Origin of the sequence: Lacticaseibacillus casei DSM 20011 = JCM 1134 = ATCC 393 (genome assembly GCF_000829055.1) — a bacterium.
Taxonomy (GTDB): domain Bacteria; phylum Bacillota; class Bacilli; order Lactobacillales; family Lactobacillaceae; genus Lacticaseibacillus; species Lacticaseibacillus casei.
On the sequence record NZ_AP012544.1, the window covers coordinates 1,338,000 to 1,362,217 of the forward strand.

Sequence of the window (24,218 nt, forward strand, 5' to 3'; positions counted from 1 at the left end):
GGTCATTCCTTTCTTGCATAAGTGCGATAAAAACAACTCGTGTGCCCGGTGTGACAGGCGGGACCAGCGGGTAGAACCGATATCAGCAACGTGTCCGCATCGCAGTCAACGGCGATTGATTGGACTTTTTGGATGTTGCCGCTAGTTTCACCTTTGTGCCACAACATCTGGCGACTGCGCGACCAAAACCAGGTTTCACCGGTTGTCAGAGTTTTCTCCAGACTTTCGGCATTCATATATGCCACCATCAAAACCTGTTTGGTTTGAGCATCCTGAATAACCGTTGTGATCAAACCCGATGCCTTATTAAAATCGAGCGCTATCATCGAACCGCCACCTTTGCTTGTTTTAAAACCTTTTTGACTTCGGGGATGGTTAATTGACCAAAATGGAAAATGGACGCGGCGAGGCCGGCCGAAACGGCTGTCTCTTTGAACAAGTCAACGAAATCTTCGGCGGAACCTGCACCGCCGCATGCGACAATGGGAACTGTTACCGCGGCACTTAATTGGCGATATAGGGCTAAGTCCAAGCCCTCCTGAGTGCCATCAGCGTCCATTGATGTGACCAATAGCTCGCCTGCTCCGGCGACGACTGCCTGTTTGGCCCACTGAATGGCATCGAGATCCACCGGCGTGCGGCCACCATTAATTGTGACCTGATAGCGTTGGCGCTCAGGTTGCCACCGGGTGTCAATGGCGACTACGACCGCCTGACTGCCGAATGTCTCGGCACCCGCCGTGATAAGTTCCGGCTGCTTCACAGCGGCCGAGTTTAAAGCAATCTTGTCCGCTCCGGCCCGTAACAAGTCATGCATATCGGCGACTGAGCGAATCCCCCCGCCAACCGTGAGCGGCATGAAAACCTGCGCTGCCACTGCGGCCACTGTCTGCGTCATTGTTTGACGGGCGTCAGTCGTGGCGGTGATGTCCAAGAAGACAAGTTCATCAGCTCCTTGAGCTTCATAAGCTTTGGCGATGGCAACCGGGTCGCCGACATCTTTGAGTTGAATGAAATGAACGCCTTTTTTAACCCGTCCCTGATCGACATCAAGGCATGGAATAATTCGTTTGGTCAGCATCGTCATCCTCCAATTCTTTGAGCTTGTTCAGTTCGATGGCGCCGGTTTGCCACGCTTTGCCGATAATGGCCGCGTGAATGCCGGCTGTGCGCAACGCGGTTAAGTCAGTCAGCGTCCGAACACCACCACTGGCCACAATGTTGATCTCAGGGATGGCGTGTTGAAGCGTCCTGAGTAAATTAACATTTGGCCCTTGCATCGTGCCATCCCGGCCAATATCGATCACGATCACTGTCTGCACACCGGCTGCCTGCATCGTTTTCATCACGTCCACGGCGTTTTGCCGAGTCGTGGTCAGCCAGCCGTTTGTGGCGACTTTGCCAGAGCGAACGTCAATGCCGACAACAATTCGCCGTGAACCAAATTGCGCAATCGCCTGCTCAACCATTTCAGGATCCGTAATGGCAACGGAACCGAGGACAAGGCGATCAATACCGGCTGTCAGATATTCATTCATCGTTGCCAGATTGCGAATACCGCCGCCAAGTTCGATAAACGCCGAGGTGTGTTGGCGAATGGTCTTGATGGCAGCTTGATTAATCGGTTGTTGGGCGCGGGCGCCGTCTAAATCAACCAAGTGCAGACGGGTTAAACCCGCAGCATTTAACCGTGCCACCTGGTCCAGCGGGTCTGCGCTTAAACTGACGCGTTGGTAATCGCCTTGCGTTAAGCGGACGCTTTTGCCGGCTAATAAATCAATGGCTGGATAAAGTTGCATGGTCGGTCATCTCCTTAAAACGCTGCAAACCGGCAAGGCCAATCGCACCGCTTTTTTCTGGGTGAAATTGCGTGCCGAGAATATTTTGGCGCCGAACGATACTGGTCAGTGGTTGTCCGTAATCGGTTGTGGCAAGTGTATATGCGCTTTTGGTCTGGACGTAATAAGAATGCACGAAATAGGTCGCTTGATTGGCAAATCCTGCCGCAAACGGATCGTCTTGGGTCAGCGTGTTGGGGTTCCAGCCCATGTGTGGGATAGAGATGCCTTCTTTTGTCGGAATCGCGACCACCTGTCCGGGGATAAGCCCTAGGCCTTGCGTTTCACCAAACTCCTCGCTGCGATCAAACAAGAGCTGCATGCCTAAGCAGATGCCCAGTAATGGTTTACCAGTGGCGGCGAAGGCCTGAATCACCGAGATGAGATGTCTTTGCTGTAAGGCGTTCATGGCTGTTTTGAAGGCGCCCACGCCTGGCAAAATCAGACCGCTTGCTGCCATGATAACGGCGGGATCGGCGGAAAGCTGATTATCGATTGCCAGATAGTCAAGTGCTTTTTTGACGTTAAGCGTGTTGCCGGTGTCATAGTCTACGATGACAATCATCAAATCACTCCCTTAGTTGAAGGAATTCCCTTGACAGCCGGATTCTCGGAAACGGCCGCCTGCATACTGCGACCGAGCGCTTTGAACAAGGCCTCAATTTTATGATGGGTATTACGTCCATATAAAACAGCAGCATGCAGGTTAAACTCGCCGGCAAAGGCAACTGCTTGAAAAAAATCCTCGGTGACTTCCGTGTCAAAGCCGCCCAGTCGTTGGTTGGTTAACTCGGCAGCAAATACCAGATAAGCGCGGCCGGAAAGATCGACGACCACGCGCGCCAGTGTTTCATCCATGGGGACAAAGGCGCTGCCAAAACGTTCAATACCCGCTTTGTCACCGAGCGCTTGCTTGAAACAACTGCCTAAGACGATACCGGTATCTTCAATCGTGTGATGCGGGTCAACATCTAGGTCGCCTTGGGCTTTGATTGTCAGACCAAAGCGGCCATGCTTGGCAAACGCCTCTAGCATATGGTCAAAAAACCCTATGCCCGTATCGATGGCAATACCGCTTTGCTGATCAAGGTTGAGACTAATCGTAATTTGGGTTTCTTTGGTTGTTCGGGTAATCGTGGCTGTTCGCATGGGAATACCTCCTTGTCGCTCAATGATGCGTTGGCAAACATTTATCGGGCCGTTCGTTTCAAAATCGCTTCGGCATGACCGTCTAGTCCCTCGGTTCGCGCCAACGTGACAATCGCATTGGCTTGCTGCGCCAGCGCTTCGGAACTGTATTGAATAAATTGGGTTCGTTTCACAAAATCATAAACGCCTAAGGGTGAGAAAAATCGCGCCGATCCGGCAGTCGGCAAGACATGGTTCGGGCCAGCCACATAATCGCCTACCGGTTCTGCAGCATTTTCGCCAAGGAATACCGAGCCGGCGTGGTGGATTTGATTTAAGTAGGTTATCGGATCCGGCAATTGGATCTCCAAGTGTTCCGGCGCAATCGTGTTCATGAGGGTAAATGCGGCATCCGTGTCGTTAACAACAGCAATAAAGCCCTGATTCCTGATTGCAGTGCGGGCAATGGCCGCTCGCGGCAACGTTGCTAACTGAATTTCGACTTGATCACTGACGGCCTCAGCCAACTTTTCACTAGGTGTAACGAGCATTGCCCGGGCGTTGGGGTCATGTTCTGCTTGCGATAAGAGATCGGCAGCTACCCGCACAGGATCGGCCGAATCGTCGGCAATAATTCCGATTTCCGATGGACCGGCAATCATATCGATAGCAACCGCTCCGAAAACCTGTTTCTTGGCTTCCGCGACGTATTGATTGCCCGGGCCCATGATTTTGTCAACGCGCGGGATGGTTTCCGTACCAAAAGCCAAAGCCCCAATCGCCTGGGCGCCGCCGACCTGGTAAATTTCGTCAATACCAGCCAATTTGGCAGCGGCCAAAACCACAGGATTAAGTCCCGCTTTTTGCGGTGGTGTCACCATGACGATTTTCTTGACGCCCGCAAGTTCGGCCGGGATCGTCGTCATGAGAATCGTCGACGGATAAGCAGCGGTACCCCCGGGAACGTATAAACCAACTGCGTCAAGCGGCGTCACTTTTTGGCCGCGTATGATGCCTGCGGACGGACTATCGATAAAGCCATGGCTGATTTCTAACTGGTGGTAACTTGTGATGTTGGTCTTGGCCGAGTTCAGCGCTTTTAATAATTTCGGCGATAAGTTTGCTAAGGCAGCATCAATTGTTGCTTGCGGAACGCGCAGGTCATCGATTGAAACGTGGTCAAGTTGCGCGCTGTAGTTGCGTAAAGCAGCGTCTCCTTTTGCTTTCACGTTAGCCAGAATTTCCTGTACGGTTGTTTGAACCGCCGTATTTTGTGTTAGGTTTTGTTCGCGGGCGGCGACTTGTTGTTGAAGTTGGGTTAAGTGCCGGTAAGAATTTTCATGTTAAACCTCCTGGGGACGAACCCGTTTCAGTGCTTGGATGAGTTGATAAATGGCAGATTTCTTTTGCTTGAGTGCCAACCGATTCACCACAAGATGGGTGGACACTGGCGTTAGTGTGGCAAAAACCTTCAAATGATTTTCGCGTAAGGTCGTCCCGGTTTCAGTGATGTCGACAATCGCATCAGCCATGCCGGTCAGTGGTGCCAGCTCAACCGACCCTTCGATTTTAATCATCTCAACGTCTTCGCCTTGTGTCTGAAAATAGCGCTGGGCGATGTGCGGATATTTGGTGGCGATTCGTTTGCGACTTGTCTGATATGGGTCAAAGTCAGGGGTTGATGCGAGAATGAAGCGGCAACGACCGGTTCTAAGATCCAACAGGTCAAACTGTTGATGACCTTGTTCCTCGAGGATATCCGAACCGACAATGCCGATATCCACCGTGCCGCGGTTCAAGTAAGTCAAGACATCAGGCGCTTTGACAAGGACAAAATGAAAATCCGGATCATCGGTAAAGAGCAAGCGCCGGCTTTTTTCCTGGAGCGGCGTACAGTCAATACCGGCAGCGCTGAGTAGCGGCAGCACCTGTGCAGTTGTCCTGCCTTTTGCCAATGCAATGGTTAACGTCATAGTGTGGCCTCCTTGGGGGGAAAGATCAATTAAGCGGGCATGGCGACTTTTTGCCAATGCTCGAGCTTCAGCAAGCGAATCAACGAGGCAAAGCCGGGCATTGGGCGTTGTGGCGACAACCGCTGCTGCTTCCTGCCACTGGGAAGGTAAGCTATAAACAAAGGTCTGCGATGATGCGGTTGGTTCCTGAACGGTGTCCGTTAAGGCATCAACATCAAATGCCAATCCGACTGCCGGCAGCAGATCGCGTTGGAAGCTCGCCATGAGCTGGTCATAGCGCCCGCCGCTAAACAGATATTCGCGCCGATTAGGGACGTAAGCGTGGAAGAAAATGCCGGTATAATACGATTGCGGTGGCTGACTGGTTAAATCCAGTGTGACGTTAAGGTTCGGAAACTGCTCCTTTAAGAAATCGACAGTTGCTTGAAGACGTGCTACCTGATCGCTTACAAATGCCGGTGGCAATAATTGCCTTAATTGTTCGAAAACATTGGCAGCCGGGCCGAATAACCAAGGCCACTGTTTTAAGAATAGGTATAGCGCATTGTCGGCAAGTGGTTCGATCAGTCGTTCGTAGGCACTAAGATTCTTCGTGAAAAAGGCTTTCTGCAGTGTCTGCTTGGTCTCGGGATCCAGCGCTAAAGCCTGTAGAATTTGCGGAACAAAGCGCGCATCGGAAAGCTCCAGCGTTAAATCGGCAACCTGCAAGTCATCACAAATGCGGATGGCTTCGCTTAAACACGCCCATTCGGCTTTCAAAGATGCATAACCGATCAATTCAATGCCTGCTTGTGTGATTTGGTTGTAAGTACCGCTCAGATTTTTTCTGACGCGGAAAATATCGCCGACATACCACCAGTGAACCGGCGGCTGAATATTGGTGGTGCTCAACAAGCGCGCCAATGGCAATGTCAAATCCGTTCGCATCACAACTGTCTCCCCTGCGTCATCGAGCATCTGATAAGGTTGTTCACCCGTGACGGTCAGCGGCTGGAAAACATCGCGATATTCCAACAAGGGCGTTTTGACCCGATCGAATCCGGCATCGATAAAATGGCGGCTCATGATTTGAATTAGGTTTTCTTTACGGATAGCGCGCGGCCCGAATTCGTCGCGGGTACCAACAGGCAAATGGCGATTTGACATGACGGTGCTCCTTTCGCTGGTGCGGTTTTTTCTGGTGTGAAGTTGTTTTGAAGGCTATGACCCGTGATTGTTCTATTGTGGGCAAATAGACGGTTGGAGTTTGCTTTCTATAACGCGCTCCCCCGACGCAGAAGCTTGCGTGTAAGGACCTCGGACGCGATGGCCTAAACCCGGGCCATCACGCCCAAGACCGCTTACACTCCAGCTTCTAAACGCGCCGGCTCACGCTCACACCATAACGCGTTCGCCAGCCCAGAAACCTGCGTGTAAGGACCTTGGTCGCAATGGCCAAAGACCAGCCATCACGCCCAAGGCCGCTTACACTCCGGTTTCTAACCGGGCTGGCTCACGCTCATGCAAAAAAAAGCCCCCGAAAACGTTTTTACGTTTTCGGGGGCGACTGGTGATCGCGGTACCACCTCAATTTTGTTTGGACCTCACGACCCAAACCTCACCTACCAGCCACAAGTCGGCTTGCGCGAACTGTGACTGGCAGCGGTGATAACGCAACGGGTGCGTGACAGCCTACTTGGTTCAGCCATCAAGTTCTTAGATGTGTGTTCGGCTGGTCGATCGCGCCTTCTCAGCAATGGGCGCTCTCTTGGGATCGGTGGTAGCTTACTTGGTCTAATCACAACTTCATGTTTGTTAATGTGACTCTAATCATAACGACCTTTAGAAAAATGTCAACCACTTTTTTAAAATAACTACATTAGGTTTCGCCGATTGCCAACCGTTTGTTTTTTAATTTAGATGCAAGAACGAGATTGCAATATTCAAAATGATCATTTTGCCAGCGGAGATGTCGTTTTCAGAAAATCGAGCAACAACCCCTGCACTTCAGCATCCTGTTCTGGGGTTCCAAAGCTTTGGCGAATCCATCCGGGAACCATACTATCGCGCACCAGATAGCCATGTTGCTTTAAGAAAGCGCCTAATGCTTGTGGTTGCGCCACTTGGTACAGCATAAAGTTTGTCTGGGTGGCGTAATGCCGGATGTGATGGTGATCGAAAAATGTCGTCCATTGCTGGCGCGCCGCAAAAAGTTGGCGTTTAACCTTTTGGGTAAAGGCCACGTCTTCCCATGCTGCCAAAGCGGCCGTTTGGCTGAGACCGCTAATGTTATAAGGCAAGCGCACGTTTTGCATTTTCGGAATGAGCGCCTTAGGGACGATGCTAAAGCCGACGCGGAAATTGGCGAGTCCGTAAAGCTTGGAAAAGGTACGCATTACCAATAAATTGGCGAACTTTGTGATAAGCGGCAAGACTGAAGGATTGGGGACCTGATCAACAAAGTCAATATAGGCTTCATCCACCACAACCAGGATTTTCGCCGGTACTTGCGCCATGAATTCAGCAATTTCACTGACCTGCAAGTAGGTTCCGGTGGGATTGTTTGGATTGCATAACCAGATGACTTTGGTTTTTGCCGTGATGCCGGTTAGCAAGGCTTGAAGATCAATGCGTCCTGTGGCATCGTCGACCGGCGCATTGACCGTCACGGCACCGGCAATTGCTGCTTGCAACTGATATTCCGGATAAGTCGGCCATGGTTGGAGGCTCTCGTCGCCAACGTCCAGGAAGGTCCGGCAAATCAAAGCAATCATTTCGTCCAAGCCACTTGAAAAAAGCAGTTGATCAGCAGGCACCTGCAGCCGCTCAGCAACGGCATTTCGCAGCGGCATGGCATCCGGATCAGGGTAACTGCGGGCTTGTGAAAAAGTCCAGTTGGCAATGGCCTCCTGCACTTTAGGAGAAGTGCCGACAGGATTTTCATTGAAAGATAAACGTGTCACTTTTGCCAAACCTGCCGCCTTGGCGATTCTTTCCGGGGTACTGTCTGATACGTAATCCGGCAACCCGGCGATACTTTTGCGCAACATCACGCCACCTGCTTTCTTGATTGCCTTAGAGTTTACCCGCATTTGGGTGCGATGTAAATATAAAATGCATAAATATTCATAAATATAACAGAGCCTAACCTGGATTTTCTCGCTTTAAAGTTTCAAACGTTATTCAATTGTGCTAAATATAAAAGATGTTGGAGCTTTTTACATCATTTATGCCAGACGAAGTTCGTTGCCAACAGTCTTACGCCATCGACTTTTGCCCACACAAACAGGCACTAAAAGACGGAATTCAGTCCTTTAGTGCCTGTTTGGTGTCATGGATCAGCGAACTTCAGCTATTGGCAACAAAGGCTAAATAGTAAGTCACTGCCGCAACGGTTTGAGCCGAGTTGATTTTACCCGCTTTGACGCCTTCAACCAGCTCAGAAAACGGCACTAAACGGCTGGTGACGAATTCGTCCTTATCGAAATCTTGCGATGTTTTGGCGGCTAAGTTAATTTTGGCCAGCACAAGATTGACTGTTTCATCGGTCATCCCTTCGCTGGAACGGACCGCGGTCAGCCATTGCAAATCATGGGTCAGATAACCGGTTTCCTCGTGCAGTTCCCTGCTTGCTGCCGTTTGCCAATCCTCACCGGGATCGATTAATCCGGCAGGCAATCCGAAAACTTCGCTGTTCGTTGCTACCCGATATTCCCGATTGACTAACACTCGCCCATCGTTTGTTAGCGCCAACATAGCGACGGCATTGGCATGGCGAATCAAATCGCGTTCAACGGTCAGACCATCAGGCGTTTTGATTTTTTGCGTGACGACATCGAAAATCGGACCATGATAATGCGGCGTTTCACTTAAAATTTTCCCCTTTGCTAAGGGTTGGTCAAAAAACATGCTGAAATCTCCTTTCAATAACGCGCTCCTGCTCACGCTCAAATCAAAAAAGCCGCGCCTGGACGCGACTTTACTTATGCTTTGGTGAAATCTTTCATCCATGCTAGGGCAATGGCCTTTTCGCCTAAATGTGTTCCGACAACCGGGCCGAAATAGGAAAGCTCAAATGGCACAGTTGGGAACTTTTGCTGGAGATCCGTCAACCAGCGCTGTGCCTCTTCGGGATCGTTAGCGTGAATCACCACAGCGCGAATCGGATAATCGACTCGTTCAAGTTCTTGCTGGAACAACGCCTCAACCCGCGCGGAAGCTTTTTTGATGGAACGGATTTTTTCGATAGCGACGATTTTATGGGACTGATCGTCGAAAGTTAATAATGGCTTAATTTTCAGCATACCGCCAATAAAGGCTGAGGCATTACTCAAGCGGCCGCCGCGGACGAGGTTCTGCAAGTCGTTGACAATGAAGTATTCGCCCATGGTGCTGCGCAGATCATCCAGCCGGGCCAAAATGGCTTCCGGATCCTTACCGGCCTCAGCCATTTGCGCTGCAGCCAGAACCAACCAGCCCATTAGGATAACGGTAATTTGGGAATCGTAAACATAAACTTTAGCGCCATGAACTTCATCAACGGCACCTTTTAAGGTATTGACAAAGCCGGAAATCGTGCTGGCAAGATGAATGCTGATAATGGTGTCATAGCCTTCGTTGGCGAGATTTTCGTAAAGCTTCAGCATCTCACCCAATGGCGGCTGTGTAGTGCTGGGAAATGTTTTTGCGGTTTTTAGTTTGGCGTAGAATTCTTCTGTGGTAATATCCTTACCTTCGTCATAGACTGCGCCGTCAAGAATGACCGGAATCGGCACCACGGTAATGTGATGTTTGTCGATTTCGGCTTGCGGCAGATAACAGGTACTATCCGTCACGATAGCAGTTTTCATACAGGCACCCACTTTTTTAAAAATGATTGTCTACATCATACCATAAAATGCAAAGATCAAGGAGAAACACCCGGGAGCGTGTTATCTAAATTTGACGCTGGATGCTTCAACCGTTCTCCAGATACTACCTTTCAACACTAACTATGCTATATTTTGAGCATAGACAATTCTAAGGAGGACCTTGCAATGACGACTTCAAAGCCCACCACATTTGCAGTGGCCAAAATGACCAGTAAGCACCAGATCACTATTCCCAGGGCCGTTCGTGAAAAACTGGGATTGAGCGATCATGATAAGCTTGTTTTTCAGCTGACTGATCATGGACAAGTTATGATCGATAAAGAACAAAAGTCGGATCTATGGTCGATCATTCGCGAACAGGATGCGGCCCACGGTAGTATCGACACACCTGAGCCTGATTGGGGGAAAGATGTTGGGGCAGAGTTGATCGATGACTGAAAATAGAAGGTTTCACTAGAGCGACGTCATTTTCCTCAATCTTGATCTTACTGAAGAACGCAAATCTCTCGCTCTTCCATAAACGCCTTAAAACCGGTAAAATGATTGGGACAATTGGAAAGCGAGCGGATTAACATGTCTTTTGATGGAATCTTTACTCATGCCATGGCCCAAGAGCTTAACGGAATCTTAAGCGGAGGCCGTGTTGCTAAAATTCAACAGCCTTATGAAAACGAAGTCGTGATTACCATTCGCGCCGGGCGTAAAAATCATCCCCTGCTGCTGTCGGCCAATCCGCAGTATGCGCGGGTGCAAATTACCCATATTCCCTTTACGAATCCCGATGTTCCCGCTACCTTTACCATGACGCTGCGAAAGTATTTTAACGCCGCAACATTAACGGCAGTTCATCAGGTGCAAAACGATCGCGTGCTGCATTTTGAATTCTCAACGCGCGATGAACTGGGTGATGAGTTAGGACTGCGTTTGATTATCGAGATGATGGGCCGACACAGTAATATTTTTTTGGTTAGCAAGCGAACCGGAAAAATCATTGAGTTGATTCGCCACGTCTCGGCTGACCAGAATCGCTATCGCCCGTTGATGCCTGGTGCGCCGTATGTAGAGCCACCAAAACAGGACAAAATCAATCCGTTTGATGATCCTGATCGACTTTACCACGAACTAGAACGTCAAGTGACGCCAACGCTCAGCCGCGCCGCCTTGCTTCAGCAACATTATCAAGGGTTAGCCAAGGATTCTGCAGCGGAACTGGCTTTGCGCCTCAATCAAGGCGATGCTGGATGGGATGGCTTTTTCAAGGAACTTGAAGCGCCAGCGCCGACGATTACGACGCAAGGCAAAAAAGCGGTCTTTACTGCCATCCCCTATCAGTCGCTGTCAGGTGATCAGCAGCACTACCCGACCTTGAGTACGATGCTTGACGCGTATTATGAACAAAAAGCCGAGCACGATTGCGTCTTGCAACAAGGCGGCAACTTGATTCATGTGATTAAAAACGTCATCGATAAAGACCGTAAAAAACAGCGTAAATTGAAACGCACGCTGGAGGAAACGGAGAAGGCCGATGATTACCGCATTCGTGGCGAAATTCTGACGACGTATCTGAGTCAGGTGCAGCGTGGCATGACCAGCATCGAATTACCGAATTTTTATGCGGATAACCAGCCGATTAAGATTACACTCTCGAATCAGCTCACGCCATCCCGCAATGCCCAGAAATATTTTGCCAAATACACGAAATTACGCAATGCGGTTACTCATGTGAACCAACAAATGCAGGAAAATCAGGAGGAACTCGATTATCTGGAAGGCATTATGGCCCAAATTAATGTGGCCAGCCCCAAGGATTTAGCCGATATTCGCCTTGAGCTGCAGCAGCAAGGCTATTTGCGGAAACAGAAGCAGAAGAAAGGTAACAAACACCAGAAAGTTTCCAAGCCGGATCAATTTTATGCCAGTGATGGTACGAAAATCTGGGTGGGCAAAAATAATTTACAAAATGACCAACTGACTTTGCATACCGCCAAGAAAACTGATATTTGGCTGCATGTCAAGGATATTCCTGGCTCGCACGTCATTATCGACAGCAGTAAGCCCAGTGAGAAAACACTGCTAGAGGCGGCTAAACTGGCGGCATATTTTTCTAAAGCTCGGGAAAGTGCCAATGTTCCCGTTGATTGGATTGAAGTGAAGAAAATTCGTAAACCCAATGGCGCCAAACCCGGCTTTGTTGTTTACGAAGGGCAAAAAACGGTGAGTGTCACGCCAGATGCTGAATTAGTCGACAAACTGCGCACCCTGCCAACGAAATAGAAAGGGATTTTAAATGACCAACACATCTGCACAAATTAGTCGACCGATTCAGGAACACATTATTGCCAACAAAGTTAAACATGGCTGGAACACGACCGATACCAATTTTGAAATGCTGCTCGCCTATCACGAAATGGCTGAACTAACCACAGCACTGCTTAAGCGTGATCAAGACAACATCGCTGAAGAACTGGCTGACGTCACTATTTATCTGCTCGGTATTGCCGAAATCAAAGGGATTGATTTGGCTGAGGCGGTTAATGCAAAAGTTGCCATCAACGACCATCGTGTATACGATGCACAAGGGCATAAGCATCTTGAATGAACCAGTGTCTAGATAAGATTGAGACTGCGCGATCATGTTCCACGGCCAATAAAAAATGACCAAATATACCCGCTTGCGATTGGGGATATTTGGTCATTTTTTGGTTACTATTTTTGGATATTTTTTAGAATGCGTCTTTACTAACCCAAAAATTTGAAAACAACTCGGCTGTCGAACAATTTTAGCATCTTTTCAAATAGCACTTTGCTTAGCAATGCTGCCGCGATTGGAATAGCAATTCAGCAAAGTAAAACCAGCGGAATTGCCAACCCAGCATCCATGGCCGCAAGTGGGCCGACCATGCCAACAATCCCGAAGCCGGCCGACTGTGGCGTCCCGCTGATTGACAATAACGCGACCGGAATTGCGGAGATGATCGCCGTGAACAAACATGGCAATAGGATAATCGGATGCTTAAACAGATTGGGCATCATGATTTTCATCCCGCCTAGTGCAATGGCAATCGTGACGCCAGATTTGTTGACCTTCCAGGAATAAACCACCAGTGCCAAGGCTGTAGCGGCAACACCCATCGCCGACGCGCCTGCCGAAACGCCGTGAAGTTGGATCGCCAGCCCGATAGCAACAGTTGAAATCGGACTGACAATTAAAATGGCAAAAGAACAGGAGATCAGAACAGTCCATTAGGATCGGTTGCAAAGTGGCGGAGCTATTGATGACATCGCCGATCGCGGTAGTGAAAGCTGCGATGAATGGCAGCAACAGTACCCCAATATAGGCAACGCCACACCGACTAGAATTGGCATAGCAATGACAGCCGTTGAACCAAACCGATCTTTCACCCATAGCAAGACTAAGACAGCGATTGATGCCGTAATCATGGTATTGATCAAATCGCCGGTCCCGGCACCAACATAGGCTTTCGTGGCCGGGTTGAATTTCACGACGCCTGAGCCAACAAACGCTGCCCCTGCCGTTACCATCATTTGCAAAGGCTTCAGTTCAAATTGCAGCGCGATTAAGCCGCCAATAATTAAGGGGGTGGCAATTTGAAAAATGGCTGCGACTTGCGTCAAGGTCACTGCGAATGTGTTCGTTCCAAAATATTTGAGAATGCCGGACAAAACCGCGTTTGGAATTAGTCCAATAATGACTCCTAACGCTGTTCCTGATAAAACCTTATTAATAAATGCCGTCACTGTCATACTGGCTGCCTGAGTAGTCGTCGCGTGAGAACCTCGCTTTCCTTGCATCGGTGCGTCAGCAAGTGTTTCGGCTGCAGCTGGCATTCCTTTTGTTGTTGAATCTCCTGCCATTGAATTCCCCCCTTAATAAGAATGTAATGAGAATATTAACAGAAGATGTGCAGATAAGTCTAGCGTTAGATTGAAATTAATTAATGGGATTTTTCTGTTATACATCAGTGGACATTGCAATGGTCGCAACGATAAATTGTAGTCGTAAAATTAACCGTTTTGGCCGTCAATACGTGAACTTTGGATCAAGGGAAACCCACTTATTAATTCAATTTTAAAAGGGCATATTCAGTATTTGCTGGACATCTTTAGACGCGATTGTGATTCAATGATCGTTATCAGGAAGCACTGCGCTTAATATGAAACAGTCATTATGCTCAGCTGTTTGCAATTGCACTTTTAATGATAGTCATAGCCAACGCACGAAAATTGCAAAACGTCATCGTAGCTTTAGAAACATTTCAACAAAGAAAGGCCCTGTCAGCAATGTTGAAAATCAACAGTGCTGACAGGGCCTTTCCGATTAAATTTTGATGAATATGCTCGACGGCCTAGCGATTATTGGAACCGATCGCCCCACTTGGCGGGATCCTCACGCCATTGATGTAAGGAACTTAGCTGCTGAGTCGTAATGGCGCCTTGAGCTTCAGCAGTTTGAATGAGCGCCGTATAGTTGGTCAGCGTGAAGAATGGCAAGCCTGCTTTGGCGAAGTTAGCGGTCACTGCTGCCAGCTGATAACTGAAGATTGCTGCGACCCCCAGAACGTTGACACCGTCTTTTTGCGCTGCGGCCACGGCACTGAGCACGGAACCGCCCGTCGATAGCAGGTCATCAATGACGACCAGCTTGGCGTCTTCAGGAAGGTGCCCTTCAATCTGTCTCCCCTGCCCGTGGTCTTTAGGCTTACTCCGAATATAAACCAATGGCAAGTTCAGCAGATTGGCGACTAAAGCCGCATGCGGAATCCCGGCAGTGGCCACCCCACCGATGGCCGTCACGTCCGGGTAATGAGCCACGATTTCCTGGGCTAAGCCGGCCGCAATTTTACTGCGAACGTCAGGGTAACCGATAGTGAGACGATTATCGGTATAAATTGGACTTTTTAACCCGCTTGCCCAAGTAAATGGTTCTTCGGGACGTAATGTGACGGCTTTGATGCGGAGTAAATCGCTGGCAACTTGGTTTTCTAGTTTAGTCATGTGCTGTTTCCCACGCTTTCTTAATCGATTGATAGGCTTCAACTGGATCAGGTGCCTGTGTGATCGGGCGGCCGACAACAATGGCCGAACTGCCTAACCGTTTGGCTCGACCCGGTGTGACGACCCGTTTTTGGTCGCCGATGGCGGCACCGTGTGGCCGGATGCCTGGTGTGACCACGAGAAATTCAGGTTTAGTCACACTGCGGATCAATGGCGTTTCTAAGGCGCTGGCAACAACGCCGTCTGCATCACTGGCCTGCGCGATGGCCGCTAAGTGTTGAACTGCCTGATTCAGCGGCACGTCGATGGACAATTGGTTTTCCAACATGGTTTGATCAGTTGAGGTCAGGTGGGTAATGGCGAGCATTTTAGGCGCCGGATGATTCGGGGCTTTAGCTCCTGCCAACAATCCGCGTTTGGCTGCCAGCATCATTTCCTTACCGCCGGCTGCGTGGACGGTTGTTAGTGCCACACCTAATTTACCTAATTGCCAAGCGGCTTTTTCAACCGTGTTCGGAATATCATGAAGTTTCAAATCGAGAAAGATATCAACCGGGTGTGCTGCCTGAATGGCGGTAATAATCGCTGGCCCTTCAGCATAGAAAAGTTCCATCCCGATTTTGACGAAAAGCCGTTCATCTTTGGGAAAACGCCCCAAAAAATCAAGTGTGGTCACCTGATCTTTAAAATCGAGTGCAATGATAGGTGTCATACCGCCTGTCCTTCCTGAATGCGTGCAAATGCTGCGGCAATTTTAGGAATTGCCTTTTCTTCGTAGTAATTGGCCGATCCGATTGCGACTGCTTGGGCGCCTGCAGCTAACATCTCAGCAGCATCATGGCCGGAGCTAACCCCACCCATGCCGACAATTGGAACGTGAACAGTGTGGGCAACTTGATAAACCAGATGCAGTGCTATCGTTAGAATGGCCGGACCGGAAACGCCACCGGTTACATTGTCCAAAACTGGTCGGCCAGTGTGAACATCCAAGCGCATGCCCACCAGCGTGTTAATCAAGGAGATGCCATCTGCACCAGCGGCTTCGACTGCTTTAGCAATCACGGTGATGTCAGTGATATTAGACGTGAGTTTAACGAAAATCGGGACCGAACTGGCTTCCTTGACAGCGCGCGTGACGGCCGCAGCAACCACCGAATCCGTACCAAACGCCATCCCACCTTGTTTCACATTTGGGCAGGAAATGTTAACTTCCAGAGCTTTGACATTTGGGGCCGCGCTCAACTTTTTAGCAACCGCTGCATATTCAGCAACATCGGCACCGGCAATGCTTGCGATGATTGGCAGATCAGGATAGTTCTTTGCCAGCCAAGGCAGTTTTTCGCGTAACACAACCTCGGATCCTGGATTCTTCAACCCGACTGCATTCAGTGTACTGCTCGGGCCGTCAGCAAAAATCTTGCCTTGGTTGCCAACCCGTGGCAATAAGGTGGTTGATTTGGTCACCAATGCCCCCAGCAGATTCAAATCATATTGTTTGGCGTATTGTTCGCCAAAACCGAATGTCCCGCTGGCGGGCATGAACGGATTCTTCATCGTAAAGCCGGGTAATTGAATCATGTGATGCTGCCTCCTTTATTGTAACGGTTGCTACTGCCGGCAGTTGTCGGTTTTAACTTCTAATCGGTGTCATCGAGAATGCCCGTGATTCCAAGACCTTCAAAATAGCATCTGCGGTATCGAGGCTTGTCATCAATGGTACGCCATGTTCGATAGCAGTTTCCCGAATGCGGAACCCATCACTTGAGGTCTTCTTGTCGGCGGTCATGGTGTTGATCACCAACTGAATCTTGCGGTCGGCAATGTCTTCCAAAATAGTTTCTTTGCCGCTATCAAGTTTTTCGATGGTTTCAACCGTAATCCCGGCTTTTTCAAATGCTTTGGCTGTGCCGCTGGTGGCGACCAGCTGGTAACCGACTTCGCGGAACCGTTTGGCCAGTTCGGTTGCTTCGGCTTTATCAGCGTCTTTAACCGTGATTAACGCGCGGCCGAATTGTGGCAAGTGCATGCCGGCTGCTTCGAATGCTTTATACAAAGCTTTGGCTAGGGTGGTATCACTGCCCATAACTTCGCCGGTGGACTTCATTTCCGGTCCTAACAAGCTATCGACGTGATTCAACTTGGAGAAGCTGAACACCGGTGCTTTGACGTGGATCCCTGCCTGATTTGGCAGTAAGCCCGTTTTAAAGCCCTGTTCCTTCAGACTCAATCCAAGAATGGCCAAGGTCGCAACTTGTGCCAGTTTGACATTGGTTACTTTACTTAAGAAAGGAACGGTGCGGCTGGCCCGCGGGTTGACTTCGATGACATACGCTTTGCCTTGATGAATGATGAATTGGACGTTCATCAAGCCGATGCAGTTCAAAGCCCGTGAAAGTTTGATCGTTGCATCGGTGATCTGGTCAATGATGTCCTGACTGAAGGTTTGCGGCGGATAAACAGCCATCGAGTCGCCGCTGTGAATGCCGGCGCGTTCGATATGTTCCATGATCCCCGGCAAAACCACTGTCTCACCATCGGAGATGCAATCAACTTCGCATTCTTTGCCGACCAGATAGTGATCAATCAAAACCGGATGATCGTGGGAAACCGACACAGCCCGATCAATGTAACTGGCTAATTCATCGGCATCATGCACGATTTCCATCGCCCGACCGCCTAATACGTAACTTGGCCGAACCAAAACCGGGTAACCAATCTTGTCTGCAACTGCCAGTGCACCGGCTTTATCGGTTGCGGTACCGCCTTCTGGTTGCGGTAACTTCAATTGTTTGATGACTTGATCAAACAGATCCCGATCTTCCGCCCGATTAAGATTCTCAACGGAGGTGCCCAGAATTTTAATGCCGCGTTTAGCCAGTGGTTCCGCCAGATTAATCGCTGTTTGGCCGCCAAACTGCACGATCACGCCTTCTGGTTGTTCCAGGTCAATGACGTTCAGAACATCTTCAAGGGTTAATGGTTCAAAATACAGCTTATCCGCAATCGAAAAGTCAGTGGAAACCGTTTCTGGATTGCTGTTCATGATGATCGCTTCATAGCCGGCTTTTTGAATGGCCTTAACGCTGTGAACCGTTGCATAATCGAATTCGACCCCCTGGCCAATCCGAATCGGACCGGAACCGATGACTAAGACGCTCGGCTTATCGCTTTTGAAGCTTTCCGTGCTGCTTTCATAAGTGCTGTAGTAATACGGGGTATCACTGGCAAATTCGCCGGCGCAGGTATCGACCATTTTGTAAACCGGTAAAATGTGCTGTTCCTTGCGCATTTGCCGAATCTGATCCGCATGTAAGCCCCAAAGCTGGGCAATCTCTTCATCAGCAAAACCATAACGCTTTGCTTCAGCGAGCAACGGCAAATCGGCTTTATGCGCAGCCAGTTCCCGTTCCAATTCGACGATGTGTTTAATCTTGTCGAGGAAGAATGGGTTCATTTTGGATAATTCGGCGACTTCATCGATGGTATAATCCCGCCGAAATGCTTCAGCCAGATAAAAGAGCCGTTCGTCGTTGGCTTGAATGATATGCTTACTTAATTCATCGTCACTGAGCTTGGCAAAAGCCGGACGGCGGGGATGAATGAGGCCGACTTCAAGTGAGCGTACCGCTTTTAGCAGACTTTCTTCAAGCGTTCGGCCGATCGCCATGACTTCACCGGTGGCCTTCATTTGGGTACCGAGGGTGCGGTCGCCATTTTCAAATTTATCGAATGGAAAACGTGGTAATTTGGTAACCACGTAATCCAAGGCTGGTTCGAATTCAGCCCAGGTTTTTTTGGTGACCGGATTCTTGATTTCGTCCAGATGCAAGCCGACCGCAATTTTGGCAGCCATTTTAGCAATCGGATAACCGGTGGCCTTGGAAGCTAGCGCGCTGGAACGGGAGACCCGGGGATTGACTTCGATGACATAGTACTTGAAGCTGTTGCGATCAAGGGCAAACTGAACGTTGCAGCCGCCTTCGATCATCAACGCACGAATGATCTTTAAGGCTGAGTCACGCAACATCTGGACTTCTTTATCCGTGAGCGTTTGTGTTGGCGCGAAGACCATTGAATCGCCGGTATGCACACCGACTGGATCGAAGTTTTCCATGTTGCAGACCACAATGGCGGAATCGGAAGCATCGCGCATGACTTCGAATTCGATTTCCTTATAGCCGGCAATGGAACGCTCGGTCAACACTTGGGTGACCGGGCTCAGGTTCAAACCGTTTTCGGCAATTTCGGCCAGCTCTTTTTCATTATCGGCAATACCGCCGCCTGTGCCGCCCATGGTGAAGGCTGGGCGAATGATGACAGGAAAGCCGATTTTGTCGGCAAACTCCTGTGCTTCATCCACGTTGTTGGCGATGGCGGACTCCGGAACCGGCTCGTGGAGTTTTTGCATCAGATTTTTGAACAATTCGCGGTCTTCGGCTTGATCGATTGCGCTGAGCTTGGTGCCCAGCAATTCGATGCCGAGTTCGTCCAAAATGCCGGTATTGCTTAACTTCATGGCAAGGTTCAAACCGATTTGGCCGCCGATTGTTGGCAAAATGGCATCTGGCAACTCTTTACGCAAGATCTGGCTGACGAATTCGACGGTCAACGGCTCGATATAAACTCCATCCGCGATTTCCGTGTCGGTCATGATGGTGGCCGGATTGGAGTTTACCAAAACAACTTCATAGCCTTCTTCACGTAAGGCAAGACAAGCCTGAGTCCCCGAGTAATCAAATTCTGCGGCCTGACCGATGATAATCGGACCTGAGCCGATCACTAAGATTTTATGAATATCTTGACGTTTTGGCATGATTATCCTTTCTGCGTACGATCTGAAAATGCATCCATCATTTCCATAAACTCATCAAAAAGATGGTCGGCGTCATGTGGACCCGGAGCAGCATCTGGATGGAACTGAACCGTAAAGGCTGGGTACAACCGGTGGCGTAAGCCTTCTACCGTACCATCATTGATTTCAACGTGGGTGACTAATAAGGTGGCTGGATCAATGCTGTCCGGATCAACGGCATAACCGTGGTTTTGGCTGGTAAAATCGATACGGCCAGTCGCAATCTCGCGAACCGGATGATTAAACCCGCGATGACCATATTTCATCTTAAAAGTATCAGCACCGTTGGCCAAAGCAAACAACTGGTGGCCGAGGCAAATCCCGAATAACGGAATTTTACCTTCAATGCCGCGAATCATATCCAGCGCTTCCGGCACATCTTTTGGATCACCGGGGCCATTGGTCAGCATCACGCCATCCGGGGCCAACTCAAGAATGGTGGCAGCTGTTGTCGTCGCTGGCAACACGGTCACGTTGCATCGGCGCTTGGCCAATTCCCGTAAAATGCTATGCTTGAGGCCAAAATCGATGACCACCACATTGCGGCCGGTACCAGGTGCTGGATAGGCTTGCTGAGTCGAAACCTGTTGCACCTGATTCTTCGGAAGCACCAACGCTTTGAGTTGATCAAAAGCATGTTCATCGGCTGCATCCACAATGCTGGCCTTCATGGCGCCGACTTCCCGAATTTTCTTGGTCAGAGCACGGGTGTCAACACCGCTGATGCCGGGAATATGTTTGCGTTTAAGAAACTCATCGAGTGTCATTTGACTGCGCCAGTTACCGGTGACCCTGGCTACCTCGCGCACCACGATGCCTTTGGCGGTGGGATCAATGCTTTCATAATCATCGCGGTTGATCCCTACATTGCCGATAAGCGGCTGAGTGAAGGTAATGATCTGGCCATTGTAACTTTGGTCGGTAATCGTTTCCTGATAACCGCTCATGCCGGTGTTAAACACAATTTCGCCGGTTGTGACGGTTTCCGCACCAAAGCCGACGCCAGGAAAAACGCTGCCGTCTTCAAGAATTAAATAGCGCTTCATGCTTGTCCTCCCTTTTGATAGGCAATCCGCCCGCGACTGATCGTATACAAGGCCTGGCCCTGAACTTTTTCGCCGATAAACGGTGAATTCTTGCCCTTTGAGAACCAGTCAGCAGGATCAATGATGTATGTGGCATCCAAGTCAAGAATCGTCAGATCAGCGGGACCACCTACCGCAATATGGCCGCCTGGCAGACCAAACTTCTCTGCCGGAACCGTACTCATTTTGGCAATCAGTTGCTTAAGCGTGAACATTTTTGATTTGACCAGTTTGGTGTAAAGCAGTGGAAAGGCGGTTTCGGAACCGACGATGCCGAACGCCGCAGTTTTAAAAGAACCGGATTTTTCTGCAGCTGTATGCGGCGCGTGATCGGTGGCGATCATGTCCAGTGTGCCGTCTTGCAAGCCTTCAAGTAAGGCCAGATGATCGGCGCGGGAACGCAATGGCGGGTTCATCTTGAACATCGGATTATCGCCTGAGATATTATTTTCATCAAGTAGTAAGTGATGTGGCGAAACTTCGGCGGTGACGTGAACGCCGCGTTTTTTGGCTTCGCGAATCAAGGCCACGCTTTGGCGAGTTGAAACATGGCAGGCGTGGTAATGAACATCGGTGGCTTCTGCCAAGTCCAGATCGCGCGCCAGCTGGCTGCTTTCGGTCTGATTGATGATACCAGGCAGGTTCAATTTCTTGGCAACCGGGCCGGCATTGATGACGCCGCCGTGCATGAGACTGGCATCTTCGATATGGGCGACAATCGGTGCTTTCAGTTTAGCCGCCTGTTTCATAGCTTGATACATGGTATCGGCATCCTGAACGCCAACGCCGTCGTTGGAAAAGCCCAGAGCGCCTGCTTCCAGCAACGCCGGCATGTCGACTAGCTGATCTGAATGTAAGTCATGCGTAATCGGGGCAAACTGCCGGACGGTAATCTTGGCATCGCTCCGGTTTTTCGCCAATACCGGTGTCAAGGTGGCGACTGTGTCGGGAACAGGTTTTAGATTGCTCATTGCAACAACAGTGGTAAATCCGCCATGTGCGGCTGCTTGAGCCCCGGTTTTAATCGTTTCTTTAGCAGTAAAGCCAGGTTCGCGAAAATGAACATGGACGTCAATCAGTCCCGGAACGACTGTTGCACCGGTGGCATCAATGACGGTTTCATCACCGCGGGCAGCAAGTTGCTGGCCGATCGCAGTAATTTTGTCGTCGGTGATCTGAATATCCGCCGTGTATTCGGTATCGCTGATGATATGGGCATTTTTGATGAGCATAAGTAAAGTTACTCCTCTCCGAAGTGACGGGCGTTGATGACCGCCTCAAGCATCGCCATCCGCATGAAGACGCCATTTTGCATTTGGGTGAAAATCCGTGAGCGCGGACCGTCAACCAAGTCGCTGGCTAATTCAACGTCACGGTTGACCGGTGCCGGATGCATGAAAATGGCATTGGGCTTCATGGTTTTGGCTAAAGCATCCGTGATACCGTATTTCGCATGATAGCTTTCTTTGGAAAATGCTTCGCGGTTGTCAGCATTGAACCGTTCAAGCTGAACCCGTAGCAACATCAGAACATCGACCTGTTTGACTAGGTCCGGCACGCTGATGAAGTCGCCATATCGATCAAAGCTAGGATCATACCACTGTTGTGGGCCGGCAAAATGTAACGTCGCCCCAAGTTTGTGAAGCATCTGCATGTCACTGCGCGCAACGCGACTGTGGCTAAGATCCCCGACAATCCCGATATTCAGGCCGTCAAAATGACCGAATTCTTCGTGAATCGTCATTAAATCCAACATCATCTGGGATGGATGCTGACCGGCACCATCGCCAGCATTAACAATAGCGGTTGTCGGCCAAGCGCCCATGAGTTCTTTGTAATAGCCGTCTTTAGAATGACGCATGACAGCGATGTTGACGCCGATGGCTCCGATCGTTTTGATTGTATCTTCCAGAGTTTCACCTTTAGAAACCGAGCTATGGGCCGGATCAAAAGGAATAACGGTCAATCCCAGTTTGCGTTCGGCCATTTCAAAGCTGGTGTGCGTGCGGGTGCTATTTTCAAAGAATAAATTGGCGGCATAGATCGGTTCCGGAAAATGAACCGTTTGGCCGGCTTTGAAATCTTCTGCGCGGTTGATCAGTGCCAAGGCGCTTTTTTCGTCAACTTGTTCAGCGGAAACAAAATCTTTAAATGGTGTATCAGTGAGATTAGATAAGGTCATTTTTTTCTGCCCCTTCTTCGTTAGCGGCATGTTCTGGTAAAACAAAGTTCAGGAAGATTCCGATCACGGTTGCCAGTGCAAGGCCAGAGAATTGATACCCGGCGAATTGCAGACTGGCATTGCCGATACCGATCACAAGAATGGTCGAGGCAATCATCAGGTTGCGTTTTTTGTCGAAGTCGACTTTGTTGTCAATTAAAACCCGTAAGCCATTGGAAGCGATGACGCCGAACAGCAGGAAGCTGATGCCGCCGATGACCGGGCTTGGAATACTGCGAATCAAAGCACTTAACTTACCAATGAAGGCGAACAGGATGGCAAACATGCCAGCGCCACCTAACACATAGACACTGTGAACTTTGGTCATGGCAAGCACCCCGATATTTTCGCCGTAACTGGTCACCGGTGGGCCGCCGACGAAACCGGCGATGATGGAAGCCGTGCCATCCCCTGCCAAAGTATGATTCAGGCCCGGATCCTTAAAGAAGTCGCGTTTTGTCAATTTGTAGAGGACCATGATGTGGCCCATGTGTTCGGTCATGGTGACAAAAGCAATGGGCGCCATTGAGAGAATTGCCCCCCAGTAAAGTTGCGGTTTGTAGCTGATGAATGGCAACTCGAACTTCGGGAGGTCAAACCAGGCAGCTTGCTGAACCGAGGTCAGGTCCACGATGCCAAACAACAGCGCTACAACATAACCCGTGACAATCCCCAGCAGAATGGGTAGTAAGCTAATGAATTTTTTGAGATACATGTTGTAAATGATGACCGAAGCCAACGTGATCATGGCAACAGCGAAGTAGCGCAGATCGTACACGCTTTTGGTCGCGGAAATCGTTCGCATCGTAGCGTCAGTTGCAGCAGTGCCGGCCAGTGACAATCCGATGACCATGACAATCGGCCCAACGACAATCGGCGGTAAGGCGCGATCAATCCAAGCCGACCCGCTGCGGGCGACGATCAAGGCAACGATCAGGTAAACAACCCCGACAGCGACGGTGCCTTGTGCGATCGCGGGATAACCGGCACCTTTCATCAACGCCTGCATGATGGTAATGAATGAAAAACTTGAGCCCATGTAGGCGGGAATTTTGCCGCGGGTGATCAAAATGTAAACTAAAGTGCCAACCCCGCTGGAGAATAAGGCAATGCTCGGATCCAAACCGACCAGAATCGGTACCAACACGGTTGAGCCAAACATGGCGAAAAGATGTTGAATGGATAAGCCCACCCATTGACCGAACTTCGGCTTGTCGCCGATGTCCAACACCGCTTCATCGTTGTGAAAAGCCAT

Annotated in this window: 20 protein-coding genes and 3 pseudogenes; 3 read left to right on the plus strand and 20 right to left on the minus strand. The window is 49.8% G+C overall.

Going from position 1 to position 24,218, the window contains the following annotated elements:
* Positions 1-2: 2 nt before the first annotated feature.
* The 11 genes and pseudogenes from hisI to LBCZ_RS06720 all read right to left on the minus strand — a co-directional run bounded on the left by hisI (position 3) and on the right by LBCZ_RS06720 (position 9,768).
* Positions 3-326: a phosphoribosyl-AMP cyclohydrolase gene (gene hisI / locus LBCZ_RS06670; protein WP_025012361.1), complete on the minus strand. Its 324-nt coding sequence runs from the start codon at positions 324-326 to the stop codon at positions 3-5.
* A complete protein-coding gene (gene hisF, locus LBCZ_RS06675; RefSeq protein WP_025012362.1) occupies positions 323-1,081 on the minus strand; it encodes an imidazole glycerol phosphate synthase subunit HisF in 759 nt (252 codons plus the stop codon). Before hisF ends, hisI begins: the two co-directional genes overlap by 4 nt.
* Positions 1,050-1,799 (minus strand): 1-(5-phosphoribosyl)-5-[(5-phosphoribosylamino)methylideneamino]imidazole-4-carboxamide isomerase, encoded by a 750-nt coding sequence (gene hisA, locus LBCZ_RS06680; RefSeq protein ID WP_025012363.1) that lies wholly within the window; start codon positions 1,797-1,799, stop codon positions 1,050-1,052. Before hisA ends, hisF begins: the two co-directional genes overlap by 32 nt.
* Positions 1,777-2,403: an imidazole glycerol phosphate synthase subunit HisH gene (hisH, locus tag LBCZ_RS06685; RefSeq protein ID WP_025012364.1), complete on the minus strand. Its 627-nt coding sequence runs from the start codon at positions 2,401-2,403 to the stop codon at positions 1,777-1,779. The genes hisA and hisH overlap by 23 nt, the downstream gene beginning before the upstream one ends.
* Positions 2,403-2,987, minus strand: a complete 585-nt coding sequence (hisB, locus tag LBCZ_RS06690) for an imidazoleglycerol-phosphate dehydratase HisB (RefSeq protein WP_025012365.1) — start codon at positions 2,985-2,987, stop codon at positions 2,403-2,405. Before hisB ends, hisH begins: the two co-directional genes overlap by 1 nt.
* A gap of 41 nt (positions 2,988-3,028) precedes the next feature.
* Positions 3,029-4,308: pseudogene (gene hisD / locus LBCZ_RS06695) on the minus strand (histidinol dehydrogenase).
* Between the two features lies 1 nt (position 4,309).
* The gene (hisG, locus tag LBCZ_RS14795; protein ID WP_032958336.1) at positions 4,310-4,939 is read right to left on the minus strand and encodes an ATP phosphoribosyltransferase; all 630 of its coding nucleotides are present in this window, start codon (positions 4,937-4,939) and stop codon (positions 4,310-4,312) included.
* A 12-nt stretch (positions 4,940-4,951) separates the two neighbouring features.
* Positions 4,952-6,085: pseudogene (locus LBCZ_RS06705) on the minus strand (ATP phosphoribosyltransferase regulatory subunit); the annotation flags it as partial.
* A 785-nt stretch (positions 6,086-6,870) separates the two neighbouring features.
* The gene (hisC, locus tag LBCZ_RS06710) at positions 6,871-7,968 is read right to left on the minus strand and encodes a histidinol-phosphate transaminase (protein WP_039639011.1); all 1,098 of its coding nucleotides are present in this window, start codon (positions 7,966-7,968) and stop codon (positions 6,871-6,873) included.
* Positions 7,969-8,266: 298 nt separating this feature from the next.
* A complete protein-coding gene (locus LBCZ_RS06715) occupies positions 8,267-8,827 on the minus strand; it encodes an NUDIX hydrolase (RefSeq protein WP_025012366.1) in 561 nt (186 codons plus the stop codon).
* A 74-nt stretch (positions 8,828-8,901) separates the two neighbouring features.
* Complete coding sequence (locus LBCZ_RS06720; protein ID WP_025012367.1) at positions 8,902-9,768, minus strand: DegV family protein; 867 nt, start codon at positions 9,766-9,768, stop codon at positions 8,902-8,904.
* Between the two features lie 186 nt (positions 9,769-9,954).
* On the opposite strand from LBCZ_RS06720, the gene LBCZ_RS06725 reads away from it, so the two are divergent.
* From LBCZ_RS06725 to LBCZ_RS06735, 3 genes are all read left to right on the plus strand, one after another.
* A complete protein-coding gene (locus LBCZ_RS06725) occupies positions 9,955-10,227 on the plus strand; it encodes an AbrB/MazE/SpoVT family DNA-binding domain-containing protein (RefSeq protein WP_025012368.1) in 273 nt (90 codons plus the stop codon).
* A 135-nt stretch (positions 10,228-10,362) separates the two neighbouring features.
* On the plus strand, positions 10,363-12,063 hold the full coding sequence (locus LBCZ_RS06730) for an NFACT RNA binding domain-containing protein (RefSeq protein WP_025012369.1): 1,701 nt from the start codon (positions 10,363-10,365) through the stop codon (positions 12,061-12,063).
* A 13-nt stretch (positions 12,064-12,076) separates the two neighbouring features.
* Positions 12,077-12,388, plus strand: coding sequence for a MazG-like family protein (locus LBCZ_RS06735; protein WP_025012370.1), 312 nt, complete (start codon positions 12,077-12,079; stop codon positions 12,386-12,388).
* A 239-nt stretch (positions 12,389-12,627) separates the two neighbouring features.
* Here LBCZ_RS06735 and LBCZ_RS06740 read toward each other — a convergent pair.
* From LBCZ_RS06740 to LBCZ_RS06780, 9 genes and pseudogenes are all read right to left on the minus strand, one after another.
* Positions 12,628-13,665, minus strand: a pseudogene (locus LBCZ_RS06740) (PTS sugar transporter subunit IIC).
* 498 nt (positions 13,666-14,163) lie between these two features.
* Positions 14,164-14,805 (minus strand): orotate phosphoribosyltransferase, encoded by a 642-nt coding sequence (gene pyrE, locus LBCZ_RS06745; RefSeq protein WP_025012371.1) that lies wholly within the window; start codon positions 14,803-14,805, stop codon positions 14,164-14,166.
* The gene (pyrF, locus tag LBCZ_RS06750) at positions 14,798-15,517 is read right to left on the minus strand and encodes an orotidine-5'-phosphate decarboxylase (RefSeq protein WP_039639014.1); all 720 of its coding nucleotides are present in this window, start codon (positions 15,515-15,517) and stop codon (positions 14,798-14,800) included. The genes pyrE and pyrF overlap by 8 nt, the downstream gene beginning before the upstream one ends.
* The gene (locus LBCZ_RS06755) at positions 15,514-16,383 is read right to left on the minus strand and encodes a dihydroorotate dehydrogenase (protein WP_025012372.1); all 870 of its coding nucleotides are present in this window, start codon (positions 16,381-16,383) and stop codon (positions 15,514-15,516) included. Before LBCZ_RS06755 ends, pyrF begins: the two co-directional genes overlap by 4 nt.
* 52 nt (positions 16,384-16,435) lie before the next feature.
* Complete coding sequence (gene carB / locus LBCZ_RS06760) at positions 16,436-19,618, minus strand: carbamoyl-phosphate synthase large subunit (RefSeq protein WP_025012373.1); 3,183 nt, start codon at positions 19,616-19,618, stop codon at positions 16,436-16,438.
* Between the two features lie 2 nt (positions 19,619-19,620).
* Entirely contained in the window at positions 19,621-20,703 is a 1,083-nt protein-coding gene (locus tag LBCZ_RS06765; protein ID WP_025012374.1) for a carbamoyl phosphate synthase small subunit, read from the minus strand.
* Entirely contained in the window at positions 20,700-21,974 is a 1,275-nt protein-coding gene (locus tag LBCZ_RS06770; protein WP_025012375.1) for a dihydroorotase, read from the minus strand. The genes LBCZ_RS06765 and LBCZ_RS06770 overlap by 4 nt, the downstream gene beginning before the upstream one ends.
* An 8-nt stretch (positions 21,975-21,982) precedes the next feature.
* Complete coding sequence (locus LBCZ_RS06775; protein WP_025012376.1) at positions 21,983-22,924, minus strand: aspartate carbamoyltransferase catalytic subunit; 942 nt, start codon at positions 22,922-22,924, stop codon at positions 21,983-21,985.
* Positions 22,911-24,218: a uracil-xanthine permease family protein gene (locus LBCZ_RS06780; RefSeq protein WP_025012377.1), complete on the minus strand. Its 1,308-nt coding sequence runs from the start codon at positions 24,216-24,218 to the stop codon at positions 22,911-22,913. The genes LBCZ_RS06775 and LBCZ_RS06780 overlap by 14 nt, the downstream gene beginning before the upstream one ends.